Here is a 22,579-nt window from a genome sequence, read left to right as displayed (position 1 = left end):
ATGCGCCGATCCCTGGCCGCCAGCATCCTGGCCCTGGCCATCGCGATGACGACGCTGTCGCCCACGCTGGCCGCCGAGGAGCAGCCGTCGGCTCCCGAGCACGCCGGGGTGATCAAGCCCGACGTCGCGTCGGAGACCACCGCCCAGGCGCGCGAGGCGGCGCGCACCGCGCTCACCGTCGCGGCCCGCTCGCTGGCCGGAGAGAGCGCGGTCAGCCCCTCCATCGCGCTCAGCGAGCTCAGCGCCTCCTACGACGCCCTCACCCCCGCGCAGCAGCGTCGCGCCGACGCGCTGCTCGCGCGTCCCAACGACGACAGCTCGATCGACCCCGGCACGGCGAAGTACCCCACGGGCGCGACCCCGGCCAAGAAGTGCCGCAGCAACGTCTGCGTCCAGCACCTCACCAGCGGCCGGCACCGCCCGGCCGGTGCGGGCTCGAGTGCCACCCAGATGGACGCCTGGGTCGAGCGTTCCCTCGCCGAGGTGATCGCGGTGTGGCGCCAGCAGACCGCGATGGGCTACCGCCAGCCCCCCGCCGACGGCGGACGCGGCGGCACCGCCGAGTTCGACGTCTACCTCGCCGACGTCGGCACCGAGGGCATCTACGGCTACTGCGTGCCCGAGGGCCGCCTGAGCGACCGCACCGACGACTTCCGCCGCTCGGGCTACTGCGTGCTCGACAACGACTTCAGCGAGTTCCGCGGCAGCGCCGCGCAGAGCCTCGCCGTGACCGCCGCCCACGAGTTCTTCCACGCCATCCAGTTCGGCTACGACGCGAGCGAGGACTCCTGGTTCAAGGAGGCCACCGCGACCTGGATGGAGGAGCGCTACGCCACCGGCGTCAACGACAACCGGCAGTACCTGCGCCACGGCCAGCTGGGCCGCCCGGGCATCCCCCTCGACAAGTTCGGCGGGCTGGCGCACTACGGCCAGTGGATCTTCATCGAGAAGCTCAGCCGGACCTACGGCGTCGACATCGTGCGCAAGATCTGGGAGCGGCTCGACTCCGCGCCGGGCGCGCGTGACGAGTTCTCCGTGCAGGCCATCGCCCGGGTGCTTCGCAACCGCGGCACCACCCTGCCGGCCTTCTACGCCGCCTTCGGCGCCGGCAACCTCGCGCCCTCGGTGACGTACGCCGAGGGTTCGGCCTACCGCGCGGCCCCGCTCGCCAAGAAGGTGACGCTGCGCCCGGCGCGGCGCCAGCTGCGCGGCTGGAGCGCGCGACTCTCGCACCTGACCACCAAGAGCCTGCAGGTGCGCCCCGCCGCCGCGCTGAAGGGCAGGTGGGGGCTGCGCATCGACGTCGACGGTCCGGCGCGCGCAGCCGGTCCCGGCGCGCACGCGCTGGTCTTCCTGCGCAGCGGGAAGGTGGTGCGCAAGCCGATCAACCTCGACGCCAAGGGCCGGGGCGGGATCCGGGTCCGGTTCACCCCCAGCCAGGTCCGCCGCGTCACCGTCACCGTGGCCAACGGGTCCTCGCGCTACGCGAGCTGCTGGAGCGGCACGCCCTTCGCCTGCTCCGGCACCCCGCGTGACAACGGCCAGATCTTCACGGTCTCGGCTCGTGCCGTGCGCTGAGGCGGCCGCACGCCCTTCTGCTCACCGGCGGCGGGACGTAGGGCCCTAACGGCCCTCTCGCCGCGAGGAGAGGGTGGGGTCAGGACCATCGAAGGGATGATCATGACCCAGCACGCCAACCTCCCGCTGCTCGTCGCAGTCGGGGCCCCCGGGAGCGACGCCGGCCACGACGCGCTGCTGCGCTGGTGCGTCACCCGCGCGCAACAGGAGGACCGGGTGTTGCGCCTGGTGCACGTCGTGCATCCGACGAGCGGCTTCGTGGTGCCCGAGGCGTACGCCCTGGACCTCGAGGCGGCCGACCAGATCGGCCGTGAGGCCATCGCCTCGGCCGCCGAGCGGGTCCGCCAGCTGAGCGACGACACGGTGAAGGTGGAGACCCTCATCCGGCACGGCAGCACCGTCGACATGCTTGTCGGCCTCTCCGAGTCCAGCGACTGCGTCGTGCTCCAGCACCGCCGCCAGAGCCGGGCGCGCCGGATCCTCACCGGCTCGATCACCTCGGGCGTGGCGTCGCGCGCCGCGGTCACCGTGGTCTCGGTGCCGGAGGACTGGGCGCCGCGCGACGGCGAGCCGCGCGTGACGGTCGGGATCGACGAGGCCGACAGCGACGAGCACCTGCTCGAGGAGGCCTTCACCACCGCCGCCCGGCTCGGAGCCACGCTCACCGTGCTGCACGCCTGGTACGTGCCGTCGATGTACGACGACATGCTCGTCGACCGCACGGAGACCAACGACTGGACCGCGCGCGCCGAGCTCGGCATCACCGAGCGGCTGGCTCCCTGGAGCGAGCGCTTCCCGGACGTGGCGGTGCGGGTCGCCGTCGTCCACATGCGCCCCGCGGACGCGCTGGCCGAGGCCTCGGTCGACTCCGACGTGCTGCTCCTGGGCCACCGCGGACCGCACCACATCCCGCACCTCGGCTCGATCGCCCGGGCCGTGCTGCGTGAGGCCCGGTGCCCGCTGGCGCTCGTGCCCACCCACCAGGGCGCGGCACCGGACGCTCGGCACTAGCCGGCCCTAGACCGGGCCGGGGGGTCCCGGCGGGGGTGGCTCCTCCTCCACCGCAGCGGCCGCGTTGGCCGCAGCGGTCGCGTTGGCCGCAGCGGTCGCCTCCTCGACCTCAGCGACGAGCTCGTAGCGGTGACCGTAGGTCTGCACCAGCGCCTGGATGGCCGCGACCACCGGGACGGAGACGAGCGCGCCCAGTGCGCCGAACAGCGTCGCGCCGACGATCGCGGCGCCGAAGCCCACCGCGGGATGGATCGCCATCGTCCGCGAGGTGATCCGCGGGGAGAAGATGTAGTTCTCCACCTGTTGGTACGCGATCCCGAACAGGACGATCCAGAGCGCGTCCAGAGGGTCGTGCGCCAGCGCGATCAGCGCCGGCACGGCGATGGCGATGTAGGTCCCCACGGTCGGGATGAACTGCGAGACGAAACCGGTCCAGATCGCCAGCGGCAGCCAGTAGGGCACCCCCAGCCCCCACATCAGCACCCCCGAGAAGGCCGAGCTCAGCACGGCCAGGATCACCTTCGAGGTGACGTAGCCGCCGGTCTTCTCGGCCGCGATCTCCCACACCGTCATCACGATCAGCTGGCGCGCCGGCGGCAGCCAGCTCGACAGGGTGCGCCGCAGGTGGGGGGCCTGCGCGGACATGTAGAACGTGAACAGCGTCAGGGTCAGCGCGTGGAAGAGGAACCCGAGCAGCGAGGCGAGGATGCCGAAGAAGCCCGGCGCCAGGTCCCGGGCCAGCTCACCGGTGTGGTCCGGCGTCAGCTGCAGGGCGTCGACGACGTCGCGCGAGCGCAGGCTGGTCCCGAACGTGCGGTTGACCCAGGTGACGACGTCGCCGACCACCGAGGGCAGGCTCGTGACCAGCTCGGCCAGCTGATCGACCAGCAGCGCCCCGAAGACACCGACGAAGGCGATCGCGAAGACCGCCAGCGCCAGCATCACCGCCCCGGTGGCCAGGCCGCGGCGCCAGCCCCGGCGCTCCAGGCGCGAGACGATCGGCTCCATGCTGATGCTCAGCATCCAGGACAGGAAGACCAGCCCCAGGAAGTCGCGCAGGCCCAGGAACAACCAGACGGCCGCGTGGTAGGCCGCGACCGCGAGCAGGACGAAGACCACCGCGCGCCGGAAGTTGACCGGCCCCTCCACGACGATCATTGCCCTGGTCCGTGGCCCCGGTCTTGCGTCGCACTCAGGCGAGCTCGACGAGAACCTGTCCTCCGCTCACCGCCGTGCCGGGGGCGACCAGCACCGCAGACACCTTCCCGGCGGTGGGCGCGGTGATCTCGGTCTCCATCTTCATCGCCTCGAGGACCACGACGACGGCTCCCGCCTCGATCTCCTGGCCCTCCTCGACCAGGACCCGGGCGACGGTGCCGGCCAAGGGCGCGCGGACCCCGTCTCCCCCGCCGCCGGTGGAGCTGGGTGCCGCCGCCGCCGCGGGCGGCGCGAATCCGCCACCGGTCATGAAGATCGCGCCGAGGGAGGGCCTCGGCTCCTCCTCCACCTCCACCTCGACGCCGTACTCGACACCGTTGACGGTCACTTTGAGCAGCATGGTTACCTACCTCGCCCGTGGGATGTTGTGACGGCCCTGGACCACTGCCCGGCCCTGCTGGGCGTAGGCCTGCCCGGTCCGGTAGTGCACCTGCTTGACCTTCGCCCGGTGGCCCAGGAACGCGGCCACGGCCGCGGAGATCGCGACCACGACGTCCTCGGGGACCTCGTCGACGGGGACGACGGCGCGCAGCTCGGCCAGCTCCGACTCCAGCTGGCTGACCCGCTCGGTGAGCGAGCGGACGGCGGCGAGCAGCTCGCCGGCCGTCGGGTCCGCCGTGCTCACGTCGGCCCCAGCCCGTGCTTCTTGGCGGGCCGGATGGTGCGCTTGTTGACCAGGATGGCCAGGGCGCGCGACACGTGCTCGCGGGTCCGCGCCGGCTCGATGATGTCGTCGACGAGGCCACGCGAGGCGGCCACGTACGGCGTCGCGAACGTGGAGCGGTACTCCTCCACCAGCTCCGCGCGGCGGGTGTCCGGGTCGTCGGCGCCGTCGATCTCGCGGCGGAAGACGATCTCGGCGGCGCCCTCGGCGCCCATCACCGCGATCTCGGCGGTGGGCCAGGCGAGCACCTTGTCGGCGCCGAGGTCCTTGGAGCACATCGCGACGTAGGCCCCGCCGTACGCCTTGCGCAGGACCACCGTGATCTTCGGGACCGTGGCCGCGGAGTAGGCGTAGAGCAGCTTGGCGCCGTGCCGGATGATCCCGCCGTGCTCCTGGCCCACCCCGGGCAGGAACCCGGGCACGTCCACCAGCGTCACCAGCGGGATGTTGAAGGCGTTGCAGAACCGCACGAACGCCGAGGCCTTGTCGGAGGCGTTGATGTCGAGCACCCCGGAGAGGACCAGCGGCTGGTTGGCGACCACGCCCACGGTGCGTCCGGCGATCCTGGCGAAGCCGATCACGATGTTGGCCGCGTAGCCGGCCTGCACCTCGAGGAAGTCCCCGCGGTCGACGATCCGGACGATGATCTCGCGGACGTCGTAGCCCTTCTTGTCCGAGACCGGGACGACGTCGCCCAGCGAGGGGTCCGGCTCCACGACGAAGTCGGGGTCGACGATCGGCGGGTCCTCGGAGTTGTTCTGCGGCAGGAAGCTGAGCAGCTTCTGCGCGATCAGGATGGCCTGCTCGTCGTCATCGGCGACGAAGTGGTTGACCCCGGAGAGCACCATGTGCGCGTCGGCGCCACCGAGCGCGTCGGAGGTCACCTGCTCACCGGTCACCTTGGCGATCACGTTCGGCCCGGTGATGAACATGTGGGCCTTGCGGGTCTGGATCACGAAGTCGGTCAGCGCCGGGGAGTACGCGGCTCCCCCGGCACACGGGCCGGCGATGATCGAGATCTGCGGCACCACCCCGGAGAGCAGGACGTTGTTGTAGAAGACCCGGCCGTAGCCGGCCAGCGAGCCGATCCCCTCCTGGACGCGGGCGCCGCCGGAGTCGTTGATGAACACGAACGGCGAGCCGGTGGCGAGGCTGGCGCGCATCGTCGCGGCGACCTTGTTGGAGTGCATCTCCCCGGCGCTGCCACCGGCCACGGTGAAGTCCTGGCTGGCGACGTGGACCGGTCGGCCGAGCACGGCCCCCTCACCGGTGACCACGCCATCGGCCGGCAGCTCGGCCTGGTCGAGCCCGAAGTACGTCGACTGGTGCCGGGCGAACATCCCGGACTCCTCGAAGGTGCCGGGGTCGAGCAGCGCGCTGATCCGCTCGCGGGCGGTCAGCTTGCCCTGCTCGTGCTGCCTGGCCAGTCGCTTCTCACCGCCGCCCTGCTCGATCACCGCGCGGCGCTCGAGGAGCTCCTCGGTCCGCTCTGCCATGGATGCCTGGTGGTGCAGCTTCTTGGTCACGGTGGCCTCACGCCCTCTCGACGGTGACGTGGTGGGACTTGCCGTCCAGCCGCACGTCGTAGCGGATCGGCCCCTTGACGGGTCCGCTGCCACTGGACTTCGACAGCTCGTCGGCGGCCACCTCGGCGGGGTCTCGCCCGACGTTCTTGGGCCCCTCGGGGCGATCGCGGAAGAACCCGGGAGCGACGCCGGGGAACATCGCGTAGGTGAGCACGTCCTCGTCGCTGCCGTCGGATCCCTCGAGCGCACCGGCCTCACTGGACAGCCGGCCCCACTCGGGCGCGATCAGGTCGGCGGGCCGGACCTCGATGGCCTCCTTCCCGGTCTGCACCCGGGCCGCCTCGACGATCTCGGGGTCGCGCCCGCCGAGCGTCTCGCCGTAGTAGCCCAGCATCAGGTCCGCGAACTCGGCGGTGAGCACCTTGTAGGGGCCCATCAGCACGTTGAACACCGCCTGGGTCCCGACGATCTGGCTCGACGGCGTCACCAGCGGCGGGTAGCCCGCCACCGCGCGGACCCGGGGCACCTCGAGGAGCACCTCGCGCAGCCGGTCGCCGGCCCCCTGCTGGCGCAGCTGGCTCTCCATGTTCGAGATCATCCCGCCGGGGATCTGGCTCTTGAAGATCTCGGTCTCCACGCCGGTGATCGCGGACATGAACTGGCTGTACTTCGGACGCACCTTCGCGAAGTGGTCCTTGATGCTCAGCAGCCGGTCGTCGTCGAGGTTGGTGGTGTATGGCGTGCCGCGCAGCATCTCCACCAGCGACTCGGTGGGGTTGTGCCCCGGGCCCAGGGAGAGCGAGGAGATGGCGGTGTCGACGACGTCCGCGCCGGCCTCGATCGCCTTCATCAGGCTGACCAGCGTCACCCCGGTCGTGGAGTGGCAGTGCACGTGGATGCGGGTCTCGGGACCGAGGTCGTCCTTGATCGCCTTGACGATGTCGTAGGCCGGCTGCGGCTTGAGCAGGGCCGCCATGTCCTTGATGCACAGCGAGTCACAGCCCAGCTCCATCAGGTCGCGCGCCATCTGCACGTAGCCCTCGACGGTGTGCAGCGGCGACTCGGTGTAGCAGATCGTGCCCTGCGCGTGCTTGTCGACGCGGCGGACCGCGGCGATCGCCTGCTTGACGTTGCGGACGTCGTTGAGGGCGTCGAAGACGCGGTAGACGTCCATGCCGTTCTCGGCCGACCGCTCCACGAAGCGGTTCACGACGTCGTCCTCGTAGTGGCGGTAGCCGAGCAGGTTCTGCCCGCGCAGCAGCATCTGCAGCCGGCTGTTCGGCATCAGCTCGCGGAACGTGCGCAGCCGCTCCCACGGGTCCTCGTTGAGGAAGCGGATGCACGCGTCGAACGTCGCGCCGCCCCAGCACTCCACGGACCAGTAGCCCGCCGCGTCGATGTCGGCGCACGCGTCGACCATGTCCTCCATCGCCAGCCGGGTGGCCATCAGACTCTGGTGCGCATCGCGCAGGACCAGCTCGGTGACACCGATCTCGCGGGGAGTGGGGTTCTCCGTCATGCCCCCCACCCTGCACCATCTCGCCGGGACTTGCAGCCCCCGCGAGCAATTGTCTGGCTGACGCATCTCGTGCGCCTGCGGTGGTGTCGGAGGATCAGATGAACAGGGCCGGGTCCACCATCTCGCCGCGGCTGTCGCCTCCTCGGGCGACCCGGGTGGAGGCGGGGATGCCGACCACCGTGGTGTGCGGCTCGACGTCGTGGACGACCACCGCGTTGGCCCCCACCCGGGCGTCGTCGCCGATGGTGACCGGCCCCAGGACCCGGGCTCCGGCGCCGATCACCACCCGGTCGCCGACCACCGGGTGGCGCCGTCCCTTGGCGGTCGAGCGCCCCCCGAGCGTCACGCCGTGGTAGATCATCACGTCGTCCCCGACCCGGGTGGTCTCGCCGATCACCACGCCCATCCCGTGGTCGATGAAGAACCGCCGCCCGATCACGGCAGCCGGGTGGATCTCGATCCCGGTGACCGAGCGGGAGACGTAGGCGACCAGCCGGGCCGCGAGGCGCAGGCCGGGGCGCGCCCACAGCCGGTGCGCCACCCGGTGCGCCCACACCGCGTGCAGGCCCGGGGAGGTCAGCACCACCTCGAGGCGGGAGCGGGCCGCCGGGTCGCGGGTGAGGGCGGCGGACACGTCCTCGCGCAGGCGCACCAGCGCACCCGGCTGGGCCCGGGAGGGCATCTGCGTCGTCGTCATCTCAGTCCATCAGGTCGCTGAAGAGCACCGTGGACAGGTACCGCTCGCCGAAGGAGGGGACGATCACGACGATCGTCTTGCCGGCGTTCTCCGGGCGCGCGGCCACCTGCACCGCGGCGGCGATGGCGGCCCCCGACGAGATGCCCACGAGCAGGCCCTCCTCGACGGCGGTACGCCGCGCCCAGGCCACGGCGGTCTCGGAGTCGATGTCGACGACCTCGTCGTACACCTCGGTGTCGAGGTTCGTGGGGACGAAGTTGGCGCCGATGCCCTGGATCTTGTGCGGGCCCGGCTCGGCGCCGTTGAGGATCGCCGACTCGGCCGGCTCGACCGCGATCACCTGCAGGCCGGGCTTGCGCTCCTTGAGCACCTGGCCGACCCCGGTGATGGTGCCGCCGGTGCCGACGCCGGCCACCACGATGTCGACGGTGCCGTCGGTGTCGCGCCAGATCTCCTCGGCGGTGGTGCGGCGGTGCACGGCCGGGTTCGCCGGGTTGTCGAACTGACGGACCAGGACCGCGCCGGACTGGCTGCCGATCTCCTCGGCCTTGGCGACCGCGCCGCTCATCCCGTCGCTGCCCGGGGTGAGCACCAGCTCGGCCCCGAAGGCGCGCAGCAGCGCCCGGCGCTCGCGCGACATCGTGTCGGGCATGGTCAGCACGACCTTGTAGCCGCGGGCGGCGCCCACCATGGCCAGCGCGATGCCGGTGTTGCCCGACGTCGCCTCGACGATCGTGCCGCCCGGCTCGAGGGCGCCCGCCTCCTCGGCGGCCTCCACCATCGCGACGCCGATGCGGTCCTTCACGCTGTGCGCGGGGTTGAAGTACTCGAGCTTGGCCACGACGGTGGCGCCGGCGTCTCCCACCACGCGGTTCAGGCGGACCAGGGGGGTGTTGCCCACGAGCTGGGTGACGTCGTCATGGATGTGCATGTGTGCTCCTTGATGCGTGTGTCGTCGGCGCCGCCGGCGGGCGGGCCGCGGTCAGGACGTCCAGGACCTCCGACACCTCGCCGAGGAGACGTGGCAGTGGTCCACCACGCGCCGCCGGATCAACCGGACCGGGCGGGCCCGGCGCCGACCGAGGGCACGCACGACGAGAGGTCGGAGCCTGGAGCACTGACCACGCTCAAGCATGGCGCATGCGCCCAGCGGTCGACCGGCGCGGTCGTCGCCGCGGCGCTCAGCCCGCGCCCGGGCGGCTGAGCCGCAGCTCGGTGACCGCACGGTAGGTCTCTCCCGGGCGCAGCACCGCGCTGGGCCACTGCGGCCGGTGCGGGGAGTCCGGGAAGAGCTGGGGCTCGAGGGCGATGCCGGCGCCCTGGCGGTACAGGCGCCCGCTCGTCCCTACCGTGGTGCCGTCGAGGAAGTTGCCGGTGTAGACCTGCAGACCCGGCTGGTCGGTGTGCAGGGCCAGGCGCAGGTCGCCGGCACCGGACTCGAGCACCGCGACCTCGCGCAGGCCGCTGCCGCGCAGCACCAGGTTGTGGTCGATGCCCTTCGCCGCCAGCACCTGCGGGTGGGGGCGGCGCACCCGCTCGCCGATCCGGGCCGGCTCGCGGAAGTCGAACGGCGTCCCGAGCACCGGCTCGTGCCCGCCGGATGGGATGGAGGAGGCGTCGGTGGGCGTGTAGTGCTCGGCGTGCACCTGCAGCAGGTGAGCGTCGATGCTCGGCGCCCCCTCGCCGTCGAGGTTGAAGTAGGCGTGGCTGCTGAGGTTCACCACGGTGGCAGCGTCGGTCGTCGCGACGTACTCGCTGCGCAACGTGTCGTCCTCCACACGTACCGTGAGCCGGACGGCGAGGGCGCCGGGGAAGCCCTGGTCCCCGTCGGGGCTGTCCAGGGCGAGCACCGCGTGCTCGGGGCCGGCCTCGAGCACCGACCAGAGCCGGCGGTCGAAGCCGTCGGGGCCGCCGTGCAGGCTGTGGCCGCGGTCGTTGGCGCCGAGCGTGTGCTCCACGCCGTCGAGGACGAACCGGGCGCCGGCGATCCGGTTGGCGTAGCGGCCGACCACCGCGCCGACGTAGTCGGTGCTGGCCAGGTGCTCGGCGACCGTGGGGTGGCCCAGCACGACGTTGCGCCGCGCGCCCGAGGCGGTGGCGACCTCCAGGCGGTGCAGGGTGGCGCCCAGCGTGAGCAGCTCGGCGACCAGGCCGGGCGCCCGGCCCAGCCGCACCCGGTGGACCGGGCGCCCGTCGGGCATCGTGTCCGGCATCGTGGCGAGCGCGGCACCGCCGGCTTCGGTCATCGTCGCTCTCCTGGCTGCGGTGGCCCGCTCGAGGCCCGGGCCACCAGTTGGGCGGGCACCAGCGGCACCACCGGGTCCACCTCGCCGGCCAGGACGCGCACCAGCAGGTCCATCGCTCGCGCGGCCAGCTCGGGGAAGTCCTGGCGCACGGTGGTCAGCGGTGGGCTGAAGTACTCCGCCTCGGGCAGGTCGTCGAAGCCCACGACGCTGACGTCGCGTCCGACCTCGCGGCCCGCCTCGCCCAGCGCGCGCAGCACCCCCAGGGCCATCTGGTCGTTGGCGACGAAGACCGCGCTCACGTCACGATCCGCGGCGATGCCCAGCCCCGCGGCGTACCCGCTGGCGGCGGTCCAGTCGCCGGCCCACTCGGGTCCCGGCTCGACCCCGGCGCGGGCGTGCGCGGCGAGCCAGCCCTCGCGGCGCTCGCTCGCCTCGATCCACGCCGTAGGACCCGCCAGGTGCGCCACGCTGCGGTGTCCCAGCTCGAGCAGGTGCGCGGTGGCCAGCAGCCCGCCCTCACGCTGGGCGACGCCCGCGGTCAGCGGCTGTCCCCCGGTGACGCCCTCGACGAGCACCACCGGCACCCCGGTGTCGAGCTGCTGGCTCAGGGCGAGCGCCTCGCGATGGGTGACCGCGACCACCAGCCCCTCCACGGACTGCTCGAGGAGGCGGTCCACGGCGCCGCGCAGGGTGGCGGCGGTGACCTCCCCGAGGCCGACCAGGGCGACCTCGTAGCCGGCCGCGAGGGCCGCCTCCTGCAGGGCGGTGGCCACCATCGCCGGGCCCCGCTCGATGAGGTCGGCGCCGACCACCCCGATCCGCCCGGACCTGTTGGTCGCCAGCGCCCGGGCGGCCCCGTTGCGGCGGTAGCCCAGCTGGTCGATGGCCGCCAGCACCCTGCTGCGCGTCTCGGGGCGCACCAGCGGCGAGTCGTTGAGGACCCGGGAGACGGTCTGGTGGGAGACGCCCACCATGCGGGCGACGTCGGCCATGCTCGGCGGTCGTCGCGGCCGGACGGTGTCGGCGCTCACCATCGCGGGTGCACGCCGGCCCGCAGGTGCTCGTCGTAGATGCGGCGCACGCCCTGGACGAACTCCTCCCCCAGCGGCGCGACGGCGCCCGCGGCGGCGTTGGCGCGCGCCTGCTCGAGGCTGCGGGCACCGGGGATCACCGTGGTCACCCCGGGCTGCTGCCACACCCAGGCCAGCGCCGCCTGGGCGGGTGTGACGCCCGGCGGCGCCACCCGCGCCACCAGGTCGGCGAACTCCTGCGCGGCCAGCACGCCGGTCTCGAACGGCACCCCGGAGAAGGTCTCCCCCACGTCGAAGGCGCTGCCGTCGCGGTTGAAGGAGCGGTGGTCGTCGGGGGCGAAGGTGGTGTCGCGGCGGTAGCGGCCCGACAGCAGCCCCGAGGCCAGCGGGACCCGGGCGATGATCCCGACGCCCGCCGCCTCGGCGGCGGGCAGCACCTCGTCGAGCGGCTTGAGCCGGAACGCGTTGAGGATGATCTGCACCGAGGCCACGTGCGGGCGCGCGAGGGCGCTCAGCGCCTGGGCGGCCGTCTCCACGCTGACCCCGTAGGCGGCGATCCGGCCCTCCTCGACGAGGGTGTCCAGCGCGTCGTAGGTCGCGTCCGCGTCGATCACCTCCGAGGGCGGGCAGTGCAGCTGCACCAGCTGGAGCCGGTCCACGCCGAGGTTCGTGCGCGAGCGGTCGGTCCAGGCCCGGAAGTGCTCCAGCACGTAGTTCTGCGGCACCTGCTCGGCGCGGCGTCCCATCTTCGTGGCGACCGTGAGGTCGGCGTCGGGGTGCGCGGCGAGGAAGCCCCCGATGATCTGCTCGCTGCGCCCGTCGCCGTACACGTCGGCGGTGTCGTAGAAGGTGACCCCGGCCTCCAGGGACCCCTCGAGCACCTCGCGGGCGGCCGTCGTCGAGACCTCGCCCCAGTCGGCGCCCAGCTGCCACGTGCCCAGCCCGACGACCGACACCTCTCGACCGGTGCGTCCCAGACGCCGCTGCTCCATGCCGTCCTCCTCGTTGTCCGATGCCCGCTACAGCCGCTGCGCGAGCCGGTGGTACGCCGCGTTCCAGCGCAGCTCGCGCCCGAAGGCGCGGGTGGTGGTGTCGCGGTCGATGACGACCAGCTCGGTACCCGTCATCTCCGCGAAGTCTTCCAGCACCTCCACACCGATCGCCTTCGACAGCACCGTGTGATGCGGCGCACCCGCCATCAGCCACGACTCGGCCGAGACGGCCAACGAGGGCCGCGGGCGCCACACGGCGCAGGCCACCGGCAACCTCGGCAGTTCCGCGTCGGGCTCGACGACGTCGATCTCGTTGACCGTGAGCCGGAACCGGTCGCCCAGGTCGCAGAGCCCGGCGACCACGCCGGGGCCGGGGGCCGCGGTGAACCGCAGCCGCACCGGGTCCTCGCGGGCGCCGATCGAGAGCGGGTGGATCTCCAGCGACGGGGTCTGGGCGGTGATCGAGGGGCAGACCTCGAGCATGTGCGCGCCGAGGATCTTCTCCTCGCCCGGGACCAGGTGGTAGGTGTAGTCCTCCATGAACGACGTGCCGCCGGGCAGGCCCGCGGCCATCGCCTTGGTCGCGCGCAGCAGCACCGAGGTCTTCCAGTCGCCCTCACCACCGAAGCCGTACCCGTCGGCCATCAGCCGCTGCACGGCGAGGCCGGGCAGCTGGCGCAGCCCGCCCAGGTCCTCGAAGTTCGTGGTGAACGCGCCGAACCCGCCGGCCTCCAGGAAGGCCCGCAGGCCGAGCTCGATGCGGGCCCCGTCGCGCAGCGAGTCGTGCCGCTCCCCCTGGGGCAGCAGCTCGGGGGCCACCCGGTAGCTGTCGGCGTACTCGTCGACGAGCTTGTCGATGTCCGCGTCGGCGACGTCGTCGACGACCGCGACCAGGTCGTTGACGCCGTAGGTGTTGACCGACACGCCGTAGCGCAGCTGCGCCTCGACCTTGTCGCCCTCGGTGACCGCGACCTCGCGCATGTTGTCGCCGAAGCGGGCCAGGCGCAGGTGGCGCAGCTCGTCGCGCCCCACCGCGGCCCGGGCCCACTGCGAGACCCGGCGCCCCACCTCGGGCGAGGCGACGTGCCCGGCCACGGTCTTGCGGGCGACTCCGAGCCGGCTCTGGATGAACCCGAACTCCCGGTCGCCGTGCGCGGCCTGGTTGAGGTTCATGAAGTCCATGTCGATGCTCGACCACGGCAGCTCCATGCCGGCCTGGGTGTGCAGGTGCAGCAGCGGCTTGGTCAGCGCGTCGAGACCGGAGATCCACATCTTGGCCGGCGAGAAGGTGTGCATCCAGGCGATCACGCCGACGCACGCCGGAGCCGCGTTGGCCTCCAGCATCTGGCGGTGGATCGCGGACGCGTCCAGCAGCACCGGCTGCCACACCACCTCACAGGCCAGGTCCAGCGCCGCGTGCAGGCGCTCGGTGATCTCCCGGGACTGCCGGGCGACCTGCTCGAGCGTCTCGGGTCCGTAGAGGCCCTGGCTTCCGGTGAGGAACCAGATCTCGGGCAGCGACGTCTCGGCGGTGGTCATGGTGGTCCTCCAGGTGCAGGCCGGCGCGGGCCGACGGTAGGTGCGGGTGCGGGCGGTGGGTCAGTGCTGGCCGTAGACGTTCTGGTAGCGCTCGAAGAGGCTGTCCACGCACGACTGCTCGATCGGCACCGGCTCGCCGAGCTGGCGCGCGACGTGGACCGTGCGGGCGACGTCCTCGCACATCACGGCCGCCTTGACGGCCGCCCGGGCGTCCGGGCCGACGGTGAAGACGCCGTGGTTGCGCATCAGCACCGCGGGCGAGCGGCTGGCGCTGAGCGTCTCGACGATGCCGCGCCCGATCGAGTCGTCGCCGATGATCGCGAACGGCCCGACCGGGATCTCCCCGCCGAACTCGTCGGCGACCATGGTCAGCACGCACGGGATCGGCTCGGCCCGCGCCGCCCAGGCGGTGGCGTAGGTGGAGTGGGTGTGCACGACGCCGCCCACTCCGGGCAGGTGCCGATAGACGTAGGCCTGCGCGTCGGTGTCCGAGGACGGCGCGAGCTCGCCCTCCACCACGCGCCCGTGCAGGTCGCAGACGACCATGTTCTCCGGGGTCAGCTCGTCGTAGGCCACGCCGCTGGGCTTGATCACCATCAGGTCGGCGCCGCGCACCCGGGCCGAGACGTTGCCGGCCGTCCAGACCACCAGCTGGTAGCGGGTGAGCTGGGCGTGCAGCGCGCAGACCTCGCGGCGCAGTGCGGTGATGGTGTCGCGGACCTCGGTGACGACGCTCATGCCTGGGCCTCCTGCTCGCGGGTGAGCCTGCGGTCGGCGGCCGCGCGCCGGATGGCCCGCAGCCGCCGCATCACGGTGTCGCCGCCGCGGCCGAAGTGGTCGTGCAGCGCGAGGTACTCCTCGAACATCGCGTCGTACGCCGCGGCCCGGGCCTCGTCGGGCACGAACGCCGCGCGCTGCACCTTGCCCATGCTCTTCGCGGCCAGCGCGACGTCCGGGTAGGCGCCGGCCGCGACGGCCGCGTGGATGGCCGAGCCCAGGGCGGGACCCTGAGCCGAGCCGATCACCGACAGCGGCAGCCGGGTGACGTCGGCGTAGATCTGCATCAGCAGGCGGTTCTTGGCCAGCCCCCCGGCCACGACGAACTCCTCGACCGGCACCCCGGCCCGCCCGAAGGTCTCCACGATGACGCGGGTCCCGAACGCGGTCGCCTCGAGCAGGGCGCGGTAGACGTCCTCGGGGCGGGTCGCGAGGGTCTGACCCACCACCAGCCCGGACAGCTCGTGGTCGACGAGGACCGAGCGGTTCCCGCTGTGCCAGTCCAGGGCCACCAGGCCGTGCTCGCCCACCTCCTGCTCGGCCGCGAGCCGGGTCAGCAGCTCGTGCACCGACTCCCCGCGGGCCTCGGCCCGGGCGGCGTACGGCGCGGGGACCGAGGTCCGGGTGAACCAGCCGAAGATGTCTCCCACGCCGCTCTGCCCGGCCTCGTAGCCCCAGCTGCCGGCGACGATGCCGCCGTCCACGACCCCGCACATGCCGGGCACCTCGCGCAGCACGTCGGCGCTCATCACGTGACAGGTCGAGGTGCCCATGATCGCGACCATCTGCCCCGGCCCGACCGCCTGGGCGGCCGGGGCGGTCACGTGCGCATCCACGTTGCCGACCGCCACCGCGATGCCCTCGGGCAGCCCGGTCCAGGCGGCCGCCTGCGCGCTCAGCCCGCCGGCGCGCTCCCCCAGCTGGCCGATGACCTGGTCGAGCTTGTCCTCGACGAAGGTCTCGAAGCCCGGCGACAGCGCCGCCAGGTAGTCCGGCGACGGGTAGCGGCCGTCCTGGCGGATCCCCTTGTAGCCGGCGGTGCAGGCGTTGCGCAGGTAGCGCCCGCACAGCTGCCACACGATCCAGTCGGCCGCCTCCACCCAGCGCTCCATGCGGTCGTAGACCTCGCGGTCCTCCTCGAAGAGCTCCAGTGCCTTGGCGAACTCCCACTCCGAGGAGATCAGTCCGCCGTAGCGGGGCAGCCAGGCCTCCTCGCGCTCGCGGGCGAGCCGGTTGATCCGGTCGGCCTGGGGTTGCGCGGCGTGGTGCTTCCACAGCTTGACGTAGGCGTGCGGGCGCTGTGCCAGCTCGGGGAGCTCGCACAGCGGGGTGCCGTCGGCGAGCGTGGGCACCATCGTGCAGGCGGTGAAGTCGGTGGCGATGCCGATCACGTCGCCCGGGTCGATCCCGGCCGCGGCCACCGCCTCGGGGACCGCCGTGCGCAGCACCTCCCGGTAGTCGTCGGGCACCTGCAGCGCCCAGTCCGGCGGCAGCCGCCGCTGCGTACCCGGCAGGCGCTCCTCGAGCACGCCGTGGCGGTACTCGTGGGTCGCGGCGCCCAGCTCCGCGCCGTCGCCGACCCGGACCACCAGGGCCCGCCCCGAGAGCGTGCCGAAGTCGACGCCGACGACGTACTGAACCTGGTCCATCATGGGTTCCTTCCCGGTGCCGGTGCGGTGCTGGCGCGGACCACCAGCTCGGGGTCGATCAGCTGGTGCAGGCCCTCGGCGCCCGGCGCCGCACCCGTCACGGCGTCGTTGATCGCGGAGCCGAGCACCTCGATGGCGCGGCGCCCGACGGCGGTGAAGTCCTGGCGGACGGTGCTCAGCGGCGGGATCAGGTAGGCCGACTCGGGGAGGTCGTCGAAGCCGACCACGCTGACGTCGTCCGGGACGGCGATCCCGGCCTCGTGCAGCGCCCGCAGCAGCCCGATGGCCATGTGGTCGTTGGCGACGAAGACCCCGGTGACGCCGGGGCGCTCGACCAGCCGGAGCCCGGCGCGGTAGCCGCTCTCGGGGGACCAGTCGCCGGTGTAGGGCCGCGAGGCACGCAGTCCGGCGCGTGCCATCTCCTCGCGGTACCCGCGCAGTCGCGCCTTGCCCTCGGTCCAGTCCTGGGGCCCGGCGACGTGCACGATCTCGCGATGCCCGAGATCGACCAGGTGACGGACCGCGAGCTCGGCGCCCTTGACCTGGTCCACGCCGACGGTGCGCCGGGCCTCGGCGAGGTCACCCTCGACCACCACCAGCGGGAAGTCCCCGATCTCCTGGGCCCGCGCGACCTCGAGCGCCTCGTCCTGGGCGGCGATCAGGATGATGCCCTCCACGGGCTGGGCCCGCAGGTGGTCCACCGCCCCGGCGAAGTCCTCGCGGCTGACGCTGGGCAGGTTCACCGAGCTGACGAAGAACCCCGCCTCCCGGGCCGCGGCCTGCACCGAGCGGTGCACGCTGGCCGGGCCCCAGAAGCCGCTCTTGGTGCCGATCACCCCGATGGTCCCCGAGCGTCGGGTGACCAGTGCCCGGGCCAGCGTGTTGGGACGGTAGCCGAGCTGGTCGATCGCCTGCTCGACCCGCTCGCGGGTGGCGGGACGCAGGTTGCTGCGGCCGTTGACCACCCGGGAGACCGTCTGGTGTGACACCCCGGCCAGTCGGGCGACGTCCGCCATCACCGGGGCCTTGGCGGGCTCGCGTGCACGGCCCCGGCTCCCGGTGCTCACGGCTGCCGCCGGGTGAGCACCCGCTGCAGGATCACGAACAGCAGGAGCAGGGCGCCGATGGTGATCTTGGTCCACCACGAGCTCAGCGTGCCGTCGAAGGAGATGAACGTCTGGATGGTGCCGAGCACCAGGACCCCCAGCAGCGACCCGATCAGGAAGCCGCGGCCACCGGTGAGCAGGGTCCCGCCGATCACGACCGCCGCGATCGCGTCGAGCTCCATGCCCATCGCGTGCAGGCTGTAGCCGGAGAGCATGTAGAGGGCGAAGAGCAGTCCGGCGAGTGCGGAGCAGAAACCGCTGATCGCGTAGACCCCGACCTTGACCCGTCCGACCCCGAGCCCCATCAGCATCGCCGAGCCCTCGTTGCCGCCGACGGCGTAGACGGTGCGCCCGAACCGGGTCAGGTGCAGGACCCAGAGCCCCACCGCGAGCACGATCAGCGAGATGATCACCGGCGCGGTGATGTAGTAGTCCCCGATCACCAGCGAGTACGTCGCGATCTCGCGGAAGGTGTCGTCGCGGATCGCGATCGACTCGACGCTGATCAGGTAGCACAGGCCGCGGGCCAGGAACATCCCGGCGAGGGTCGCGATGAACGGCTGGATGTCGAAGAAGTGGATGATCAGCCCCATCAGCAGGCCCAGCACGGTGCCGCTGAGCAGCACCGCCGCGATCACCAGCAGCGGCGGCCAGCCGGCCTCGAGCGTCGAGGCCGCGATCATCGTGGACAGCGCCATCATCGAGCCGACGCTGAGGTCGATGCCCCCGGTGAGGATCACGAAGGTCATCCCGACGGCGAGGACGATCAGGAACGCGTTGTCGATGAAGAGGTTGATCACGACCTGCGGGGAGGAGAACCCCTCGTAGCGTGCCGCGCCGCTGCCGAACAGCCCGAAGAGCAGGGCCAGGGTGGCGAGCACCGGGTAGTAGCGCGAGGGCGGGCTGTAGCGGCGTACCCGGCTCCACGCCGAGCTCGGCGCGGGACCCGGGCCGGTCGGGCGGGGGGTGGTGCCGGCGGGGGCGGTGGTGGTGCTCATGCCTGGCCTGCCTTTGCGAGAGCGGGGGCGCCGCGTCGGCCGAGGCTCAGCGATGCGCGTGCCTTGGGCGACTGCAGCAGGCACACCGCGATGACGACGACCGCCTTGAACACGTAGTTGGTCTCGACCGGGATGCCGATCGTGGTGATCGTGGTGGCGAGGGTCTGGATGAACATCGCGCCGATCAGGGTGCCGGCGAGCGAGAACCGGCCGCCGGCCAGCGAGGTGCCGCCGATGACGACGGCCAGGATCGCGTCGAGCTCGATCCACAGGCCGGCGTTGTTGGCGTCCGCCGCGCTCGTGTTGGCCGCGATCATCAGCCCGGCCAGGCCGGCGCAGAAGCCGGCGAACACGTAGACGGTCCAGATGATCGTGCGTGCGCGCACCCCCGCGAGCCGGCTCGCGCCCGGGTTGATCCCGACCGCCTCGATCAGCAGCCCCAGCGCCGTGTACCGGGTCAGTACGGCGACCACCGCGAAGATGGCGAGCGCGACCAGGATGGCGACCGGCAGCGTGGCGACGAACCCGGTGCCGAGCTTCTTGAACGTCGGGTTGTTGATCGTGGTGATCTGGCCGTCGGTGATCAGCATCGCCAGGCCGCGGCCCGCGGTCATCAGCACCAGCGTCGCGATGATCGGCTGGATCCCGAGCACGCTGACCAGGAAGCCGTTCCACAGTCCCAGCAGCACCGCCACCCCCAGGGCCATGGAGATCGCGACGAGCGCGGTGGCCGCGGCGCTCTGCTCGGGTGAGCCGGCGATGTAGACGCAGGAGACCGCGCCGGCGATGGCCGCGATGGCTCCCACCGAGAGGTCGATCCCGCGGGTGGCGATGACCAGGGTCATCCCCAACGCCACCAGCAGGACCGGGGCGGAGTTGCGCAGGATGTCGATCACGCTGCCGTAGAGGTGCCCGTCCTGCAGCCTGATCTCCAGGAACGACGGCGTGGCCACGACGTTGACCGCCACCAGCAGCGCCAGCGCGAAGAGCGGCCAGAAGAGTCGGTGGCCGAGGATCCTAGGCATGTGACGCCTCCTCGGTGGCCGGCGAGTCGGCGGGCGCGCCCCCGGCGTCCTCCTCGGGCCCGACGGCCTGCGCCGCGATGATCTCCAGGAGGTCGCTGACGGTCGTCCCGTCGTTCGGCTGGTCCGCGATCTTGCGGTGCTCGCGCATCACCACGAGCCGGTCGCTGAGCCGGAGCACCTCCTCGAGCTCGGCGGAGATGAACACCACCGACATGCCCTTGGCGGCGAGCTCGGCGACGAGCTGCTGGATCTGGGTCTTGGCGCCGATGTCGATGCCGCGCGTGGGCTCGTCGAGGATCAGCAGGTCGGGCTGGGTGATCAGCCAGCGCGCCAGCAGCACCTTCTGCTGGTTGCCGCCGCTGAGGTTGCCCATCCGCGCGTCGGGGTCGGTGGGTCGGATGTCGAGGGCCTCGATGTACTGGCGCACCAGCTTGTCCCGGGTACGGCGCGGCACCGGCCGCAGCCAACCGCGGGAGGCCTGCAGCGCGAGCATCATGTTGTCGGCGACCGAGAGGTCCGCGATCACGCCCTCGGCTCCGCGGTTCTCGCTGGAGTAGGCCACCTTGCGGTCGATCGCCTGCCGGGGGCTGCGCAGCCGCCGGCGCGTGGAGCGGATCTCGATCGTCCCGGTGTCGGCGGTGTCCGCGCCGAAGAGCAGGCGGGCCAGCTCGGTGCGCCCGGAGCCGAGCAGGCCGGCGACACCGACCACCTCGCCCTCGAAGACGGTGAGGTCCATGGTGTGCAGCGAGCCCTTGCGGCTCAGGCCGAGCGCCTTCAGCACCGGGGTGCGGGCCTCCGCGTCCTCGGCACGGCCGGCCTCGCGGTCCAGCTGCTCGAGGACCTCCAGATCGCGTCCGATCATCAGCTGCACCAGCTCCAGGTGGGTGATCTCGGCGGTGAGCCGCTCCCCCACCAGCCGGCCGTTGCGCAGGACGGTCATCCGGTCGCTGATCTCGAATACCTGGTCGAGGAAGTGCGAGACGAAGACGATGGCCACCCCCTGCTCACGCAGCGTGCGCATCACCGCGAACAGCTTGGCGACCTCATCGGCGTCGAGGCTGGAGGTGGGCTCGTCGAGGATCAGCACCCGCGCGTCGATGTCCACGGCGCGGGCGATCGCCACCAGCTGCTGCACCGCGATGGGGTGGTCGCCCAGCAGCGAGCGCGGATCGATGTCCAGGCCCAGCCGGTCCAGCGTCTGCTGGGCTCGCCGGCTCATGGCCCGGCCGTCGATCGCCCCGAGCCGCCGCGGTTCGCGCCCGAGCAGCATGTTCTCGGCGACGCTGAGGTTGGGGCACAGGTTGACCTCCTGGTACACCGTGCTGATCCCCGCGGCCTGTGCCTCTGCGGGGCTGCGGAACCGGGTCGGGGCGCCGTTCACGATCACCGTGCCCTCGTCGATGTCGTAGACCCCGGTGAGGGCCTTGATCAGCGTCGACTTCCCGGCCCCGTTCTCGCCCATGAAGGCGTGCACCTCGCCGGGGAGGAGCCGCACGCTGACGTCGTCGAGGGCGCGCACGCCCGCGAAGGAGACCGAGATGCCCTGCATCTCGATCAGGGGGTTCCCGGTGGCCCCGACGGGCGGGGCTGGCTGCGCGGTCACCGCCCGCGGCTGTGTGGCCATCTCGGTCATCTGCTTCCTCGTCGGGGTGTCCGGAGGCGGCCCGGGATGGCGGGGCCGCGAGTGGCCCCGCCATCGCCGGATCACCGGCGGCACGGCTCAGTACTGGCGCTCCGGCAGGGCGTCGGTGGCCTGCTCCTGGGTGAAGGTGGTCTCCTCGGTGACGACGCGCTCGGGCACGTCCTCGCCGTCGATGACCTGCTTGGCCAGCTCCATCAGCTGCGGCCCGAGCAACGGGTTGCACTCGACGATGAAGTTGATCTTGCCCTGGGACAGCGCCGTCATCCCGTCCTTGACCGCGTCGACGGTGATGATCTTGATGTCCTTGCCGGGCACCATGCCGGCCGCCTCGATGGCCTCGATGGCGCCCAGGCCCATGTCGTCGTTGTGGGCGTAGACGACGTCGATGCCCTTCTCGGACTGGAGGAAGGACTCCATCACCTTCTTGCCGCCGTCCCGGGTGAAGTCGCCGGTCTGGGAGGCCACGATGCTGATCGAGTCGTCCGAGCCGATGGTGTCCTCGAAGCCCTCCTTGCGGTCGATGGCCGGGGCCGCACCGGTGGTGCCCTGCAGCTCGACGACGTCGATGTCGCCGTCGCCGTCCCCGTCGGCGTCGCCGGCGTTGTCGACGAGCCACTGCCCGGCCTTCTCCCCCTCCTCGACGAAGTCGGAGCCGAGGAACGTCTCGTAGAGTGAGGTGTCGTCGGAGTCGACGGCGCGGTCGGTGAGGATCACCGGGATCTTGGCCCGCTTCGCCTCGAGGAGCACCGTGTCCCACCCGGTCTCGACGACCGGGCTGAAGGCGATCACATCGACCTTCTGCTGGATGTAGGAGCGGATCGCCTTGATCTGGTTCTCCTGCTTCTGCTGGGCGTCGGAGAACTTCAGGTCGATGCCCTCGGCCTTGGCCGCTTCCTGGATCGACTTCGTGTTGGCGGTGCGCCAGCCGCTCTCGGCGCCCACCTGTGCGAAGCCCAACGTGATCTTGTCGTCGTCGCCAGCGCTTGCGGAGTCGTCGTCGCCTCCGCACGCAGTGAGCGCGCCCATGGCGATCGCGAGGGTCGCGACCAAGGTCTTCTTCACCACTGTCTCCTTCGTGTCCCGGGCTCGAGACCCGTTGTGACCGATGTCACCCTGCTTCGAGTGTGAGCGTTAACATTGGGTCCGTCAAGGGTCTTTGCGACCCGAGTTCGAGGCTCACACGCGCGCCACGTGGCGGATGTGAGCGCTCACTCATCCAGAGCCGAGAAATGCCTGACCGAACCCCCCGGCGGTCTAGTCAGACCGGCCCGCCCACGACGCCGTACGACGCCCAGCTCCGCCCAGCACCGCCCCGCCCTCCGCCCGCCCCGTACGGGTTGTGTGTCTGAGGCCGCGTCATG

General features: G+C 72.1%; 20 protein-coding genes. 2 read left to right on the top strand and 18 right to left on the bottom strand.

What is annotated here, in order from left to right; all coding sequences use genetic code 11:
- A complete protein-coding gene (locus tag AC6EI4_RS09150; protein WP_498451264.1) occupies positions 1 to 1,578 on the top strand; it encodes an MXAN_6640 family putative metalloprotease in 1,578 nt (525 codons plus the stop codon).
- 102 nt (positions 1,579 to 1,680) lie between these two features.
- Positions 1,681 to 2,589, top strand: coding sequence for a universal stress protein (locus AC6EI4_RS09145; RefSeq protein ID WP_498451263.1), 909 nt, complete (start codon positions 1,681 to 1,683; stop codon positions 2,587 to 2,589).
- A gap of 6 nt (positions 2,590 to 2,595) precedes the next feature.
- On the opposite strand, the gene AC6EI4_RS09140 is transcribed toward AC6EI4_RS09145, so the two are convergent.
- From AC6EI4_RS09140 to AC6EI4_RS09055, 18 genes are all read right to left on the bottom strand, one after another.
- Positions 2,596 to 3,747: an AI-2E family transporter gene (locus tag AC6EI4_RS09140; protein ID WP_498451262.1), complete on the bottom strand. Its 1,152-nt coding sequence runs from the start codon at positions 3,745 to 3,747 to the stop codon at positions 2,596 to 2,598.
- Between the two features lie 34 nt (positions 3,748 to 3,781).
- Positions 3,782 to 4,147 (bottom strand): biotin/lipoyl-containing protein, encoded by a 366-nt coding sequence (locus AC6EI4_RS09135; RefSeq protein WP_498422325.1) that lies wholly within the window; start codon positions 4,145 to 4,147, stop codon positions 3,782 to 3,784.
- 6 nt (positions 4,148 to 4,153) lie between these two features.
- The gene (locus tag AC6EI4_RS09130) at positions 4,154 to 4,432 is read right to left on the bottom strand and encodes a hypothetical protein (protein WP_498451261.1); all 279 of its coding nucleotides are present in this window, start codon (positions 4,430 to 4,432) and stop codon (positions 4,154 to 4,156) included.
- On the bottom strand, positions 4,429 to 5,967 hold the full coding sequence (locus AC6EI4_RS09125; protein WP_498451260.1) for an acyl-CoA carboxylase subunit beta: 1,539 nt from the start codon (positions 5,965 to 5,967) through the stop codon (positions 4,429 to 4,431). The genes AC6EI4_RS09130 and AC6EI4_RS09125 overlap by 4 nt, the downstream gene beginning before the upstream one ends.
- Before the next feature lie 37 nt (positions 5,968 to 6,004).
- Complete coding sequence (locus AC6EI4_RS09120) at positions 6,005 to 7,516, bottom strand: methylmalonyl-CoA carboxytransferase subunit 5S (protein WP_498451259.1); 1,512 nt, start codon at positions 7,514 to 7,516, stop codon at positions 6,005 to 6,007.
- 94 nt (positions 7,517 to 7,610) lie between these two features.
- Entirely contained in the window at positions 7,611 to 8,213 is a 603-nt protein-coding gene (gene cysE, locus AC6EI4_RS09115; RefSeq protein ID WP_498422319.1) for a serine O-acetyltransferase, read from the bottom strand.
- A 1-nt stretch (position 8,214) separates the two neighbouring features.
- A complete protein-coding gene (gene cysK / locus AC6EI4_RS09110; protein ID WP_498422318.1) occupies positions 8,215 to 9,144 on the bottom strand; it encodes a cysteine synthase A in 930 nt (309 codons plus the stop codon).
- Between the two features lie 250 nt (positions 9,145 to 9,394).
- Positions 9,395 to 10,459 (bottom strand): aldose epimerase family protein, encoded by a 1,065-nt coding sequence (locus AC6EI4_RS09105; protein ID WP_498451258.1) that lies wholly within the window; start codon positions 10,457 to 10,459, stop codon positions 9,395 to 9,397.
- Positions 10,456 to 11,451 (bottom strand): LacI family DNA-binding transcriptional regulator, encoded by a 996-nt coding sequence (locus tag AC6EI4_RS09100; RefSeq protein ID WP_498422316.1) that lies wholly within the window; start codon positions 11,449 to 11,451, stop codon positions 10,456 to 10,458. The genes AC6EI4_RS09105 and AC6EI4_RS09100 overlap by 4 nt, the downstream gene beginning before the upstream one ends.
- Positions 11,452 to 11,486: 35 nt before the next feature.
- Positions 11,487 to 12,482 carry an aldo/keto reductase gene (locus AC6EI4_RS09095; protein ID WP_498422314.1) on the bottom strand — a complete coding sequence of 332 codons (996 nt, stop codon included), beginning with the start codon at positions 12,480 to 12,482 and terminating at the stop codon, positions 11,487 to 11,489.
- A gap of 27 nt (positions 12,483 to 12,509) precedes the next feature.
- Positions 12,510 to 14,021: an L-arabinose isomerase gene (gene araA, locus AC6EI4_RS09090; protein ID WP_498422313.1), complete on the bottom strand. Its 1,512-nt coding sequence runs from the start codon at positions 14,019 to 14,021 to the stop codon at positions 12,510 to 12,512.
- 60 nt (positions 14,022 to 14,081) lie between these two features.
- Positions 14,082 to 14,759, bottom strand: a complete 678-nt coding sequence (locus AC6EI4_RS09085) for an L-ribulose-5-phosphate 4-epimerase (RefSeq protein ID WP_498422311.1) — start codon at positions 14,757 to 14,759, stop codon at positions 14,082 to 14,084.
- Complete coding sequence (gene araB / locus AC6EI4_RS09080; RefSeq protein WP_498451257.1) at positions 14,756 to 16,447, bottom strand: ribulokinase; 1,692 nt, start codon at positions 16,445 to 16,447, stop codon at positions 14,756 to 14,758. The genes AC6EI4_RS09085 and araB overlap by 4 nt, the downstream gene beginning before the upstream one ends.
- Positions 16,447 to 17,514 (bottom strand): LacI family DNA-binding transcriptional regulator, encoded by a 1,068-nt coding sequence (locus AC6EI4_RS09075; protein WP_498451256.1) that lies wholly within the window; start codon positions 17,512 to 17,514, stop codon positions 16,447 to 16,449. The genes araB and AC6EI4_RS09075 overlap by 1 nt, the downstream gene beginning before the upstream one ends.
- Positions 17,511 to 18,551: a galactofuranose ABC transporter, permease protein YjfF gene (gene yjfF, locus AC6EI4_RS09070; RefSeq protein ID WP_498451255.1), complete on the bottom strand. Its 1,041-nt coding sequence runs from the start codon at positions 18,549 to 18,551 to the stop codon at positions 17,511 to 17,513. Before yjfF ends, AC6EI4_RS09075 begins: the two co-directional genes overlap by 4 nt.
- Positions 18,548 to 19,576: an ABC transporter permease gene (locus tag AC6EI4_RS09065; RefSeq protein ID WP_498451254.1), complete on the bottom strand. Its 1,029-nt coding sequence runs from the start codon at positions 19,574 to 19,576 to the stop codon at positions 18,548 to 18,550. Before AC6EI4_RS09065 ends, yjfF begins: the two co-directional genes overlap by 4 nt.
- Positions 19,569 to 21,209 (bottom strand): sugar ABC transporter ATP-binding protein, encoded by a 1,641-nt coding sequence (locus AC6EI4_RS09060; RefSeq protein ID WP_498451253.1) that lies wholly within the window; start codon positions 21,207 to 21,209, stop codon positions 19,569 to 19,571. Before AC6EI4_RS09060 ends, AC6EI4_RS09065 begins: the two co-directional genes overlap by 8 nt.
- 87 nt (positions 21,210 to 21,296) lie before the next feature.
- Positions 21,297 to 22,280: an ABC transporter substrate-binding protein gene (locus AC6EI4_RS09055; protein WP_498451252.1), complete on the bottom strand. Its 984-nt coding sequence runs from the start codon at positions 22,278 to 22,280 to the stop codon at positions 21,297 to 21,299.
- Positions 22,281 to 22,579: the final 299 nt, after the last annotated feature.

The sequence above is a fragment of the Nocardioides sp. Z43_10 genome (genome assembly GCF_059766615.1).
Note: the sequence above shows the minus strand (reverse complement) of the source record. Positions and strands in the feature narration are given on the sequence as shown.